Origin of the sequence: Cryobacterium aureum (assembly GCF_002954245.1) — a bacterium.
GTDB lineage: Bacteria > Actinomycetota > Actinomycetes > Actinomycetales > Microbacteriaceae > Cryobacterium > Cryobacterium aureum.
Genome location: NZ_PPTG01000005.1, coordinates 149,287 through 161,788, shown reverse-complemented (window position 1 = coordinate 161,788; position 12,502 = coordinate 149,287). Strand labels below are relative to the sequence as shown.

Genomic DNA, 12,502 nt, shown 5'->3' with positions numbered 1-12,502 from the left:
GGTCGAAGTGAGCATTGGGATTAAATGACAGAACGGATGGAACGGCGACCCGTCCGAAAGATTCAAGACTCGCGAAAGCAGTGGGGTCATCTCGATGAAATATCGACAGATCCAATGGAATCTCACATCCGCCCTGTCGTGCGTTTCGCAGGGATCGGCAGGGTGCGCGACCGGCGACCGGAATATGATGGCGCTCTCATGCCCGATGATTCGACGGGAGCCACCATGGTTCAGGTACACGTTCTCGGGGTTGCGCTCGACAGCGAGGGCCGGCACATCATCCTGCTGAAACCGGTCGGAGAGGCGCAGGCCGTTGGCCTCGTGCTGCCGATTGTGGTGGGGGAGCAGGAGGCGACTTCCACGCTGATCGCCCTCAGTGGTGAGACGCCGCCGCGGCCGCTGTCGCACGATCTGATGAAGACGCTGCTCGACACCCTTGGTGCCCACGTCGAGCGAGTGGACGTCACCCGCATCGACCAAGAAACCTTCTACGCCGAGATTACTCTCGGCGTTGCGGCCGGCCCGCTCGTGCTCGACGCCCGGCCCTCGGACTCCGTCGCTCTCGCGCTCCGCGTCGAAGCACCGATCTTCGTCGCCGACGACGTGTTGGAGGCGGAGGGCATTCCCGCCGCAATGGTGGAATCTGCACGCAACGTGGAGGAGACGCCTGACGGGGAGCAATCGCTCGACGAGTTCAAGGACTTTCTCGAGCACGTCGACCCGGAGGACTTCAAGGGCTGATGCCGACCGCGGTCACCCGCGCGCGGCAGCCGGTGCTATCGGCCGGATGCCGCAGCTCGTGCCGCGTCGGCGGCCCGCTCGGCCCACTTCGGCACGTCGCCGTAGCGCTGGAAGGGAACCAGCCGACCGGCCGCGCTGTCGTTGATGAGCTGGGCCAACCGTCGTTCGCGGGTGGCCTCGTGCTTGGCGGTGAGCGCCCAGTGGGTGACCTGGCGGCGGTACGTCGCTGTGGCGGCCTGCCAGAAGGCGGAGGCAGCGGGGTTCGCCGCCAGTCGCGCCGCTGCCTCAGGAGGCAGCTCCCGGTCGGGATTCTCGTGGGCGTACACACCCGTTCTGTCTTCACGCCGGCGCGCGAACGCGGCGGTGCCGGCCTCGCGCATCCGCCCCTCTGTGGTGAGCTTCTCGACCAACGCGATGTTGACGCTCGACCAGATGCTCGCGGACTTACGCGGCGTCCACCGCTGGCGCCGCGCATTTTCATCGATGCGCTGGGCCACAGAATCGATCCAGCCGAAGCACAGCGCTTCGGGAACGGCCTGCTCCCAGGTCAGCCCGCGGTCGGGCACGTGCTTCTTGTACAGGCCCATCCAGAGTTCCGTCGCGGTGGCGTGGTTCGCCTCGAGCCAGGTGCGGAACTCCTCGGGCGTGGCGAAGAAGATTGCTGGCCGCTCTGGTGTGCCGGCCGGCGTACCGATGATCGTGGTCATGGCATGAGTCTGCCAGAACGTGGCGAAGCAGGTCTCGCTCATTGGGCAAGGGAAGGATGCCCAGCGGCGATGACGACGAGTATTGGTGCGATCGCTCCGACCGAGACTAACGTGGAGGCGTGCCCGCTGCTGTCGTTGACGCGCAGAGCGCTCACGCCGCTGGCGTGCAGCGCCTTCTTCAGAGCTATCGAGCCGTCCCCGCGACGGCCCCGGTTCGATTGGCCAAGTCCACCTCGAATCTGTTCCGGACACGGACTAAGACCAGAGCCAAGGGCCTCGACACGTCCGGCTTGACCCGCGTCATCGCTGTTGATGTGGAGGCGCGAACGGCCGACGTGGCCGGCATGTGCACCTACGACGACCTCGTTGCAGCGACGCTGCGACACGGGTTGGTGCCACTGGTCGTGCCGCAGCTGAAGACCATCACCCTCGGCGGTGCGGTGACCGGCCTCGGCATCGAATCGACGTCGTTCCGCAACGGCCTGCCGCACGAATCCGTGCTGGAGATGGACATCCTCACCGGCGCCGGCGAGGTGCTCACCGCATCGCGTCGCGAGAACGCCGATCTGTACCGCGCCTTCCCCAACTCCTACGGGACCCTGGGCTACGCGGTGCGTCTGCGCATCGAACTCGAACCCGTCAAGCCGTTCGTCGCGCTCACGCAGGTGCAATTCCACTCCCTCGTCGACCTGGTCGCGGCAATGGACGGCATCATGGCGACCGGCAGCCTCGACGGCGTTGCCGTCGACTATCTCGACGGTGTCGTGTTCGGCGCCGACGAAAGCTACCTCTGCGTGGGTAGGCAGACCAGCGCGCCCGGCCCAGTCAGTGACTACACCGGCCAACAAATCTACTACCGCTCCATCCAACACGTCCGCGGCGGAACGGACGACCGCCTCACGATCCACGACTACCTGTGGCGCTGGGACACGGACTGGTTCTGGTGCTCAGAGGCGTTCGGTGCGCAGCATCCGCTGATCCGCAGGATCTGGCCCGGGCGCTACCGGCGCAGTAGCTTCTACGGAAAGCTGATGAAGCTCGAACAGCGGTTCCACATCGGCGATCGGATTGAGAAACTGAACGGCAGGCCGCCGCGCGAGCGGGTCGTACAGGACATCGAGGTTCCGATCGAGCGGTGCGCGGAGTTTCTGGACTGGTTCTTGGACACTGTGCCGATCGAACCGATCTGGCTGTGCCCGTTGCGGTTGCGCAAGGACGGGGATGGTGATGGCTGGCCGCTCTACCCGATCCGGCCTCAGCAGAGCTACGTCAACGTCGGCTTCTGGTCGACGGTACCGGTTGGGTCCAGCGAAGGGGCGACGAACCGGCTGATCGAACGCAAGGTCGGCGAATTTGACGGGCACAAGTCGCTGTACTCCGACTCCTACTACTCCCGGCAGGAGTTCGACGAACTCTATGGCGGGGAAAGCTACAGAGCCGTGAAGAAGCGGTACGACCCCGATTCACGGCTCCTCGACCTCTATGCGAAGGCGGTGCAACGACGATGACGACGTTCAACGATCGTGCGACGAAAGTGAAGGATGCGACGGCGGGAAAGCTCAGCCTCGCCCAGGTGCTGGAGATTCTAGCCGGGGGCCGGCTCCCGCTGAGGTTCGGTGCCTACGACGGGAGTTCGGCCGGACCGCCCGACGCGCCGTTCGGACTGAATCTGCTAACCCCGCGCGGCACGACCTACCTCGCCACGGGGCGCGGCGACCTCGGCCTAGCCCGCGCCTATATCGCCGGCGACCTCGACCTGCACGGGGTGCACCCGGGTGATCCCTATGAACTGCTCAAGGCGCTCGCCGACAACCTGGTCTTCACGCGGCCACCGGCGCGCATGATGGTGGACATCATCCGCTCTATCGGTGTCAGGCAGCTGCGCCCGATCGCGCCGCCGCCGGAAGAAGCACTGCCGCGCTGGCGCCGCGTCGCCGGGGGGCTGCGACACAGCAAGACTCGCGACGCCGAGGCGGTACATCACCACTACGACGTCTCCAACCGGTTCTACGAGTGGGTGCTCGGCCCGTCGATGACGTATACCTGCGCCTGCTATCCAGGTGACGACGCCTCCCTCGATGAGGCGCAGGAGAATAAGTATCGGCTCGTGTTCGAGAAGCTGCGGTTAAAGCCGGGCGACCGGTTGCTCGACGTCGGGTGCGGCTGGGGCGGCATGGTGCGTTACGCCGCACGCCGCGGCGTGCGGGCCACCGGAGTGACGCTGTCGAGCGAGCAAACCATGTGGGCGCAGGGCGCCATCGCCGAGGAGGACTTGAACAATCTGGCGGAGGTTCGTTACGGCGACTACCGCGACATCCCAGAAACCGGCTTTGACGCGGTGTCATCCATTGGACTGCTCGAGCACATCGGAGTGCGCAACTATTCGTCGTACTTCGGCTTTCTGCGTTCCCGGCTGCGCCCCGGAGGTCTGCTGCTCAACCACTGCATCACCCGGCCAGAGAATCGAAGCGAAGCGGCGACCCACGGCTTCATCGATCGCTATGTCTTTCCCGACGGGGAGATCACCGGCTCGGGCCGGATCATCAGCGAAGCGCAGGATGCCGGGTTCGAGGTGCTGCACGAGGAGAACCTGCGCCAGCACTATGCGCTGACGCTGCGCGACTGGTGCGCCAACCTCGTCGAGCATTGGGACGAGGCGGTCGCGGAGGTCGGGCTCCCGACTGCGAAGGTGTGGGGGCTGTACATGGCGGGTTCGAGGCTCGGGTTCGAGAGCAACGGAATCCAGTTGCACCAGGTGCTGATGACCAAGCTAGACGAGGGTAACGGTGTCGGCGAGCTGCCGCTGCGGCCGTGGTGGACGCCGTAGCTATGTTCGGTGAGAGCGGATGCCGTGGGCCGGCTCAGGAGCCGAGGGCGGAAAATCGGGAGGACCTGAACCCATCGGCGCACGTGTACGTACCGGCCGGTGGTGATGACGATCGGCGAGCGGGACTTTGACCTTGCCGCGATCAGGCGTGGTCCCAGGGCAAGGCCTGATCGGACGGAACTGGGGCGAGCGGAATCACGACCACTGGACGATGCTGCCGGTGCGCCAGTTGCGCCGCCACCGAACCGTTGATGAACTCCTGCAGGCTGGCCCGCAACGTCGCCTCCCTGGTTCCGACCACGATCATCGCCGCATTGAGCGTGTCGGCCAGGTCGCCGAGGGCTTGGGAGGGATTGCCGGCCAAGGCACGGGTGCTCCAGGTGAGACCGCGTCCGTCGAGGAGCGAGGCCAGGCGCGATGCGAGATCCGGGTCAAATTTGTCCTCCGCAAGTTCGGGCGAGTCCGCAGCGAACGGCAAACTCGTCATCGTGCCGTCGCCCAGGTCGTAGACCCGATACTGGCTGGCGTCCACGGACGCGCACACCAGTTCCGCGTTGAAACGCGCCGCGAACACGGCCGCCTGCTCAACGACGGTATCCGGCTGGCCTGGCACCACCCCAACAATCACGAACGCGCTCATGTTGTACTCCCTCGTCGACGGCGCCCGGCAGACGGACAGGATCGACGGTCGCCACGGCTCACGGCCAGCATGGCAGATTCCGCCCCGATCCGCCGTTTACCACTGCGGAGAATTTCGTTCATCGACGAAGAAATGTCGCGTTCAGGCGTTCAGGCGTTCAGGCGTTCGGTAGGGCGGACGTTTCTGTTCGGCGTCCGAACAGGTCGACCAGGGCGAACACCAGCGCAACGGCGACCAGTGCCAGCGCGACCAGGATTCCGTTGAGAAAGCCGTCACGAAACACCTGCACGCGGTCAGGCTGGCTCGCCTCCGCATACAACGTTGCGTAGAAGGTCGAGATTATCGCCGCGACTCCGATGGCCGTTCCCACTCGCTGACCCACCTGGGCCATTGACCCGGCGACGCCGCCCTGAGTGACCGGAACCTCGCTCAGGGTGAGCGTCTGGTTCGGCGAAATGACGAGTCCACCGCCGGCACCGGTCATCGTCATGGCTGCGGCGATCAACCACGGTGCGAGGCCTACCGAGGCGAACAATCCCGCCAGTAGAACGAGCACAAAACCGATCATGACCGTGACCAGGCCGAGTGCGACGAGCTGGCGGCCCCAACGAAAGACCAGGCGACCGCCGATCCACGACGTAACCGCGGAGGCGAGGGCAAACGAGATGCTCACCATTCCGGCGAAGACGGGCTCAAGGCCGAGGCCTTGCTGCAGAAAAAGGGTGACCAGCAAAAAGTACGGCGGAATTGCCGCAAAATAGGCCGTCGAAATCAGTATCCCGTTGCGATAGGACGCCGTGCGAAAGAGCGAGAAATCTATAACGGGTGACTTGCCGATTTGCTGGTAACGCCGTTCCCACCAGAAGAACGCGGCGCCGGAAAGACCGAACACAATCAGCCAGAACCAGCGTCGGGGGTCATCTGATTGTGCGCCGGTCGTCAGCACGAACGGAAGCATGAGGCCGAGGGTGGCAATTCCCAGCAACAGGATGCCGACGAGGTCGAGCCCCGTGCGTTCTCGTTCATGACTCTGGCGTTTCGGAAGCACGCGCATCGCGAAGAACAGTGCCAGAAGACCCAGCGGCACGTTCATCCAGAACGATAGACGCCAGCCGTTATCTGGGCCGCCGAGGGCGATCAGGAGGCCACCCAGCGTCGGCCCGAAGGCCGTCGAAACTCCGATGACCGCTCCAAACAAGCCGAAGGCGCGCCCTCGTGCCGCGCCCTGGTACAGCTGCTGGATCAGCCCGAGTACCTGCGGCATCTGGATTCCCGCGGCGATTCCCTGCATGATTCGCGCCACTATCAAGAACTCGATCGTGGGCGCGAGCGCGCACAGGACGCTCGCGACCGTAAACGAACTGAGCCCGACGATGAACATGAGGCGCCGGGAATGAATGTCGCCCAGCCGACCGGACGGCACCAGCGCGAGCCCGAACGCGAGGGCGTAACCAGCGACGATCAGCTGGAGTTCGGTGGTGCCGCCGCCAAGAGACTCCTCGATGGCCGGTAATCCAACATTGATCTTGGACAGGTCGAGGATTGTCAGCGAAGCAACGCCGACGCACACCCAGAAAGCTTGCCGCTTCAGCCTGTCGTCATGTTCGGACGAGGGAGGAGTGGAGTTCGGCATGGTCCATTGATTCTAGGTCCGGGGTCAGGGGCCAGCACGGTTTTCAGCACGCGGACTGCCCCGCCTGGCTCCTAGGTGCCGCCGCGGAGGGCGGTGATCGGCTCGATGTTCGAGGCGCGCACCGCGGGATATGCGCCGGCGGCGAGGCCGACGACCGTGCCGAGCAGCGCGGCGCCGATGGCGACGAACGGGTCAAGTATGGGCGTCCAGCCCTGCAGCAGCGACACGACGACGACCGCGAACACGCCGAGCGCCGAGCCGATCAGGCCGCCGAGCAGGCCGATCACGGCCGACTCCACGATGAACTGGCGGGCAATATCGCGCTTGGTCGCGCCGAGCGCCCGGCGCAGACCGATCTCACCGACCCGTTCCATCACCGAAAGCAGGGTGACGTTGGCGATGCCGAGACCGCCGGCGAGCAGGGCGAGAATGCCGAGCGTGAGAAAGACGATGTTGATGTCGGCCTGGATGTCGTCTTGCAGCGACGACGCGGCAGCGGGCGCCTGCACCGTGAAGTTTTCGGGCGCGTTCGGGTCGAGTGCGATCGGTGCCTGCCGGGCCACGAGCGTGCCGGCACCGACATCGATCTGCACGTGAAGTTCGGTCGGGGCGGTCAGTCCGAAGTCGGCGCGCGCGGTGCCGAGCGGCACAATGACGGCGTCGAGCAGGTTGGCGCGGCGTTCGACACCGTCGATGATGCCGATGACGGTGTACGGCACCTCGCCGATGAAGATCGACGGCTGCGAGTCGACCCGGTTGATGCCGAGCCCTTCCGCGGCCCGAGCGCCGAGCACGACCACCCGGTCGGCGCGCTCGTCGTGGCCGACGTCGAAGTAGCGCCCGGTGACGACCTGCCCGCGCACTGCGGCGAGCAGGCCCGGCGAGGTGGCGATGACGGCGGGGCTCAAGGTTTGCGCTGCCGAGGGGTCGTTGACGGGAACGGAGGTCACGAGCTGGCCTTCGACGTCGACCTCGGCCACGAGACCCGCGCGTTCCACGCCGGCGAGGCGATTGACCCGGTCCGGGGCATCCCATGGCAGCCGCCCGGTGGCCTGTTCATTGCCGCTCGAATTGCGGGTCGAGGCCGGCTCGATCATGACCTGGGTCGCCGCGACGGCGTCGAACTGGTTGGAAATCTGCCCGGCGGCGGTCTGCGCGAACCCAATGGTGACCACGAGCGAGGCAATACCGAGCACGGTGCCGAGGGTCGTCATCACGAGTCGGCTCGGGCGGGCACCCACGCCGTAGCTTGCCTCGACCATCAGGTCCTGCACCGAGAACCGGTCGGCGCGGCGAATGACCGGAGCGATGTTGGGCGTCAGTTCCGCGGATGCCGGCAGCTCAACGTCAGAGACCGCGGCGGCGCGGGAACGGCGGCGCAGCATCCGCTTGGCGAAGGCCTTCATGACAGCTCGCTCAGGCGGCCGTCGGTGATGCGCACGCGGCGCTGGGCACGATCGCTCACGGCCTGGTCATGGGTGATGACGATGAGGGTGAGGCCGTCGGCGTGCAGCTCTTCGAACAGGTCCATGACCTCGCTGCCGGTGGCCTCGTCGAGGTTTCCGGTGGGTTCGTCGGCGAGCAGGAGTTCGGGAGAGGCGACGACGGCGCGCGCCACGGCGACGCGCTGGCGTTCGCCGCCGGAAAGGGTGCCGGGCAGAAAGCCGAGCCGGTGATTGAGTTTCACGCGGTCGAGGGCGGCGCGGGCGCGGTCCTCGCGTTCGGCGCGGGGCACGCCGCTGTACAGCGTGGCGAGCAGCACATTGTCGAGCACGGTGCGGTGCGGCAGCAGGTGGAAGGCCTGAAAGACGAAGCCGATGGTGCCGCCGCGCACGATGGCGCGCTGCTTCTCATCGAGCAGGCTCGTGTCGCGGCCGTCAAGGTGGTATTCGCCGACGCTCGGCCGGTCGAGCAGGCCGAGCAGGTTGAGCATTGTGGACTTGCCCGAGCCGCTCGGGCCGACGATCGACAGGTAGTCGCCGCGTTCCACTCGCAGGTTGATCGATTTAAGCGCCTGCACCTCGGGCGGGCCGGGGAAAGATCGGGTGACGTTGACCAGTTCGACGACCGGGGTCGCGATCACCGGCCCACCACGACGAGATCTCCCACGCCCAGCGAGCCGTCGACGGCAGTGATCTCGACGAAACCTTCGGCGGCGAGCCCGGTCGTGACCTCGACCAGCACGGTCTCGGCGCCGTCGTCGCCGGGAACGAATTCAACGCGAGATTCACCGCCAGGACCCGCGGTCAGCGCGGCGAGCGGAACGGCGAGTACGTCGCCCTCGGTTGAACTGACTGGGATGCGCACGCGCACGTTGCTGCCCTGCACGGCCTGGATCTGCTCGTCGGTGAGGGCGTCGGGAGCGAATAATACGGTGAAGCGGCCGCTCGTTGCTGCACTACTCGATGCTGCGCCGCTGGCCGGTTCGGTGGGAAGGATCGAGCTGATCGTGGCGGGCTGGTCGCCGTCGGGCATGGCGAGAACGGCCGGGGCACCGACTTCGAGCAGGGCGGCATCGCTCGCGGTCGCCGAGCCGGAGATGACGAGGGTCGCGCCGGAGACCCGCATGACCGGTCCGGTGATGCTCGATCCGCGTTTGACGCTGATCTCGTCGACCCGGCGGGGGAGGCCAGGCAGGTAGAGCACTTCGCCGGCCGGCAGATACGCGAGCGCGCCGTCACGGGCGTCGCTCAGGGTCTCGTTTGCCCGGGTCAGTTCGGCCTTGGCTGCGGTGACGGCGGCTATTTCAGCGCTCGCGTCGCGTGGCGCGAGCGCCTGGGCCTGGCGGGCGACGGCCAGCGTGACGGACTCCTCGGCATCCGCTATCTCGTTGGGGGTTCCCTCGGTTCTGGCCAGGGCAAGGGCTCGCTCTGCGCTCCGCACCAGGTTGCCCTGCTCGACCACGTCAACGTTTGACGCGGTGCCCTGCACGGTGGTGAGGGCGCCATTGGCGCTGTCGACGGATGCCTGCGCGCTCGTGACTCCGGCTTCGGCACCGCTCACAGCCGTCGTGACGTCGGTGCCGCCGGTGGGCGCTGGGTAGCCGACCTTGGCGTAGAGCGCTGTGACGGCACTCGCCGTTTGGGCGTCGAACACGTCGGAGTCGAGCGCACCGGCATCGATTCCCGCCGCGTTTAAGCCCTGCTTGAACTGCAGCACGTCGGGGCCGGAGACGCCGACCCGCAGCGTGCGGTAGACCGGCAGGTCACCGGGCAGCACGATCACCGGGCGACCGGTGACCTCGAGCGCGATCGAGGCCGTGTCGAAGATTGCGGCGACCTCGGGCACCTGCCCGGTGACGATGGGCGCCCCGGCGAGTTCGCCGGTTTCAATCGAGACCTCCACCGAGTCGGCGTAGGTGGCGTCGCCGCGCATGGTGACGTCGTTGGCCAGTTGCCGGTTTTCGATGGGGACGGTGATGAGGCCGCCGGCGGGAGCGTCGGCATCTGCTGCAGCCTGCCCGGGTGAGACGATCAGCTGGCCAAGCCCGAGGCCTGCTACGAGCGCGACGATGGCGACCGTGGCCATGACCCAGATCACGCGGTTGCCGGCGAACAGGCGACGCCAGCCCTGGCTGCGTGAGCGGGTGGGCGGGGCGACAGCGTCGAGGTCCATCACCTCGGTGGCATCTGGCTCTGTTGCTGCTCGTCGCCCGAACAGGCGCGACACCTACTTGCCTTGCTCGTAGTCCGCGATGAGCGCGTCGAGCTCGGACTTGTGATCGGTGATGAACTGTTCTTCCAGCTCGAATTGCACCTTGGTCGTCGCTTCGGTGTAGTCCACGTCTTCGGCGCAGGTGTAGTCGGCCATGGCCAGCGCAAGTTCCTTCTCGCGGAGGTCGGCGAGGATCGTTTCGTCGGGGGCGGTGCCCGACTGGTCTTCATAGAGCGCGTTTTGCGCGTCCATGATCGACTCCTGTGCGTCAGCCTTCTTCGCGAAGGTCGCATACCCGGCATCGGCCATGCAGGCGGCCCATTCGGCGTCGAGCTTCACGATCGCGGGGGAGGCCTGCAGATCCTCATACATGAGGCTCATCGCGTCGTAGACCGCCGCGTGTTCTTCCTGCGACGGCTGATCGCCGTTGACTTCCTGACTCGCTGAGCCGTAGCAGCCCATAGTTTCGTAGCTGTCCACGTAGGAACCGTCGGCGATCTCTTCTTCCGAGGGCTGTGGGCCGTAGAGTGCTTCGTTGTAGGCGGCTTGCTCGCTCTCGGACAGTGACGCCAGGTAGTCCTGATTCGGGTCGACGATTTCCGCGCTCTGCGCCTCCTGCTCAGCGATCTGCTCCGGGGACTGGCTCATTCCGTAGCCGTTCTCGGCCACCCACTTCTCAGTGCCGTACTCTTCACCGTCATCGCTCATCATGCCGCTGTACTGCGAGGCGTCGACGGGAGTGTAGTCGAAGCCCTCGTCGGACATGCAGGTGGCTACGAGTTCCTCCTGGTCGTTCTGCCCGGCGATCGCCGAGTCCTCGTCGAAGCCTTCGTAGATTCCCGACATGTACTTCTGTAATGGGCCCTCGGCCGGATCGAGCTTGGCGGCCGCCTTCTCGCCGCTGCACCCCGCGAGCGTCAGCGACAGAAGAGCGGCGGCGGCAACGGCCGTGAGCAGTGAGCGATAGCGCATGAAGTTCCCCTTTTGAGCATTGTCTGGGCGGCGCCGCTGACCGATCGCCGCCCCCGATCTCCCCATAAGCTAGCGCACTGCGAAAACGAATGGGGGTGGACGCCAAGTTGCAGCGCTACCTAAACGATACTGCTTGGTCTGTTTTGCCTGCAACTTGTCGGCTCTGCCCTGTGCTTGAGCGGAAAATTGCAGGGAAAATCTGAGGATTGCGCGCATAACTCCTGCAATTTCTGAACCCGGATGATCAGATCCGCTGCGGGAGAGTTGAATACCATTGAGGCAGACTGCAGGAGTTATGACCGAGGTGCGAGGCACCGATAGGGTTCAACCAGGAGTCATCTCCCGGTTTTACGTGATTGGAAAATGCACCATGGCCCAAAATCCCAAACAGAGCAACAAGGTTGCCCGAACCGCCAGCTCGGGGATCAGAAATGCCCGATTCAGCGCTGCTGCAGACACTGCCGGTGCCAGGGCCCGCGCCCTGGCAGCAGCCCGGTCCCTCGAGAACAAGAAGCCCGGCAAGTAGCGAGCTCGGTCAGCGCTGGTCGCGCAGGTAGGCCAGCTGCGCGCGAACGGATGCTTCGGCGGCGAACCGCACCGCGGCATCCGTTTGCGAGTAGACCACATCGGTGACCTGAGCCACGGTCGCCGCAGAACCGAGCGTCGCGAGCGCGGCGCGCACCTGATCGAGACGCTCGTGGCGATGCGCGAGGTAGGCCGAGCAGATGGCAGCGAGGTCGGGCAGCACCGGGCCATGCGCGGGCAGAACTATGGCCGGAGCGAGCGCGCGCAGGGCCTCGAGGGAGGCCAGGTAGTCGGCGAGGGCTCCGTCGATGATCGACGTTCCGCGGCCGAGAATGGTGTCGCCGGTCAGTACGGAGCCGCCGGCGCCGTCTCCCGGCAGGTGCAGGCAGATCGAGTCGTTGGTGTGCCCGGGGGTGGCTAATACCCGGATGCTGGTGCCGGCGGCCGCAATCAGCTCCCCGTCACTGAGCGGGTCACCATTCACGCAGAAGGCCGGATCGAAGGCCCGCACCGGGGCCCCGGTGAGCTTCGCGAATCGAACGCTCGCCGCCGTGTGATCGGCGTGCCGGTGTGTGATCAGCACGAGTTCGACCCGGCCGGCCGCGGCCAGGGCGGCGAGGTGGCCCTCGTCGAGCGGTCCAGGGTCGACGACGACGATCGTTTTCGCGTCGGGCGGCCCGATGAGGTAGCTGTTGGTGCCGTCGAGCGTCATCGGCCCGGCATTTGGCGCGAGCAGGCTGCGGGTGAGCGGGCTCGTGCGCAGGATGGCGGGCATAGAAGGCAGCCTACTGCCGCGAACGGCG

The 12,502-nt window shown here is 66.1% G+C and carries 12 protein-coding genes; 4 read left to right on the top strand and 8 right to left on the bottom strand.

What is annotated here, in order from left to right; all coding sequences use genetic code 11:
- The first annotated feature begins 198 nt into the window (after positions 1-198).
- Entirely contained in the window at positions 199-741 is a 543-nt protein-coding gene (locus CJ028_RS02950) for a bifunctional nuclease family protein (protein WP_240607052.1), read from the top strand.
- A gap of 35 nt (positions 742-776) precedes the next feature.
- Here the strand turns inward: CJ028_RS02950 and CJ028_RS02945 are convergent, their stop codons facing one another.
- Positions 777-1,448 carry a YdeI/OmpD-associated family protein gene (locus CJ028_RS02945; protein ID WP_105033784.1) on the bottom strand — a complete coding sequence of 224 codons (672 nt, stop codon included), beginning with the start codon at positions 1,446-1,448 and terminating at the stop codon, positions 777-779.
- Positions 1,449-1,567: 119 nt separating this feature from the next.
- Between CJ028_RS02945 and CJ028_RS02940 the strand changes: the two genes are divergently transcribed.
- Positions 1,568-2,956 (top strand): FAD-binding oxidoreductase, encoded by a 1,389-nt coding sequence (locus CJ028_RS02940; RefSeq protein WP_105033783.1) that lies wholly within the window; start codon positions 1,568-1,570, stop codon positions 2,954-2,956.
- Positions 2,953-4,275, top strand: coding sequence for a class I SAM-dependent methyltransferase (locus CJ028_RS02935; protein WP_105033782.1), 1,323 nt, complete (start codon positions 2,953-2,955; stop codon positions 4,273-4,275). Before CJ028_RS02940 ends, CJ028_RS02935 begins: the two co-directional genes overlap by 4 nt.
- A gap of 142 nt (positions 4,276-4,417) precedes the next feature.
- Here CJ028_RS02935 and CJ028_RS02930 read toward each other — a convergent pair whose 3' ends face one another.
- The 6 genes from CJ028_RS02930 to CJ028_RS02905 all read right to left on the bottom strand — a co-directional run bounded on the left by CJ028_RS02930 (position 4,418) and on the right by CJ028_RS02905 (position 11,174).
- Positions 4,418-4,915 (bottom strand): universal stress protein, encoded by a 498-nt coding sequence (locus tag CJ028_RS02930; protein ID WP_105033781.1) that lies wholly within the window; start codon positions 4,913-4,915, stop codon positions 4,418-4,420.
- A gap of 157 nt (positions 4,916-5,072) precedes the next feature.
- A complete protein-coding gene (locus tag CJ028_RS02925; protein WP_105033780.1) occupies positions 5,073-6,548 on the bottom strand; it encodes an MFS transporter in 1,476 nt (491 codons plus the stop codon).
- A 71-nt stretch (positions 6,549-6,619) separates the two neighbouring features.
- On the bottom strand, positions 6,620-7,954 hold the full coding sequence (locus CJ028_RS02920) for an ABC transporter permease (RefSeq protein WP_439099021.1): 1,335 nt from the start codon (positions 7,952-7,954) through the stop codon (positions 6,620-6,622).
- The gene (locus CJ028_RS02915) at positions 7,951-8,631 is read right to left on the bottom strand and encodes an ABC transporter ATP-binding protein (RefSeq protein ID WP_105033779.1); all 681 of its coding nucleotides are present in this window, start codon (positions 8,629-8,631) and stop codon (positions 7,951-7,953) included. The genes CJ028_RS02920 and CJ028_RS02915 overlap by 4 nt, the downstream gene beginning before the upstream one ends.
- Positions 8,628-10,217, bottom strand: coding sequence for a hypothetical protein (locus CJ028_RS02910; RefSeq protein WP_240607051.1), 1,590 nt, complete (start codon positions 10,215-10,217; stop codon positions 8,628-8,630). The genes CJ028_RS02915 and CJ028_RS02910 overlap by 4 nt, the downstream gene beginning before the upstream one ends.
- Positions 10,218-11,174: a hypothetical protein gene (locus CJ028_RS02905; protein WP_105033778.1), complete on the bottom strand. Its 957-nt coding sequence runs from the start codon at positions 11,172-11,174 to the stop codon at positions 10,218-10,220.
- A 370-nt stretch (positions 11,175-11,544) separates the two neighbouring features.
- On the opposite strand from CJ028_RS02905, the gene CJ028_RS20880 reads away from it, so the two are divergent.
- A complete protein-coding gene (locus CJ028_RS20880; protein WP_161498877.1) occupies positions 11,545-11,700 on the top strand; it encodes a hypothetical protein in 156 nt (51 codons plus the stop codon).
- Positions 11,701-11,709: 9 nt separating this feature from the next.
- Here CJ028_RS20880 and CJ028_RS02900 read toward each other — a convergent pair whose 3' ends face one another.
- A complete protein-coding gene (locus CJ028_RS02900; protein ID WP_105033777.1) occupies positions 11,710-12,474 on the bottom strand; it encodes an MBL fold metallo-hydrolase in 765 nt (254 codons plus the stop codon).
- Between the last annotated feature and the right edge of the window lie 28 nt (positions 12,475-12,502).

What these genes read in the sequence shown, in the direction of transcription:
- CJ028_RS02935 (WP_105033782.1), top strand. Translation starts at nt 2,953, where the DNA reads ATGACGACGTTCAACGATCGTGCGACGAAAGTGAAGGATGCGACGGCG.
- CJ028_RS02900 (WP_105033777.1), bottom strand. Translation starts at nt 12,474, where the DNA reads ATGCCCGCCATCCTGCGCACGAGCCCGCTCACCCGCAGCCTGCTCGCG.
- CJ028_RS02920 (WP_439099021.1), bottom strand. Translation starts at nt 7,954, where the DNA reads ATGAAGGCCTTCGCCAAGCGGATGCTGCGCCGCCGTTCCCGCGCCGCC.
- CJ028_RS02905 (WP_105033778.1), bottom strand. Translation starts at nt 11,174, where the DNA reads ATGCGCTATCGCTCACTGCTCACGGCCGTTGCCGCCGCCGCTCTTCTG.
- CJ028_RS20880 (WP_161498877.1), top strand. Translation starts at nt 11,545, where the DNA reads ATGGCCCAAAATCCCAAACAGAGCAACAAGGTTGCCCGAACCGCCAGC.
- CJ028_RS02930 (WP_105033781.1), bottom strand. Translation starts at nt 4,915, where the DNA reads ATGAGCGCGTTCGTGATTGTTGGGGTGGTGCCAGGCCAGCCGGATACC.
- CJ028_RS02950 (WP_240607052.1), top strand. Translation starts at nt 199, where the DNA reads ATGCCCGATGATTCGACGGGAGCCACCATGGTTCAGGTACACGTTCTC.
- CJ028_RS02945 (WP_105033784.1), bottom strand. Translation starts at nt 1,448, where the DNA reads ATGACCACGATCATCGGTACGCCGGCCGGCACACCAGAGCGGCCAGCA.
- CJ028_RS02925 (WP_105033780.1), bottom strand. Translation starts at nt 6,548, where the DNA reads ATGCCGAACTCCACTCCTCCCTCGTCCGAACATGACGACAGGCTGAAG.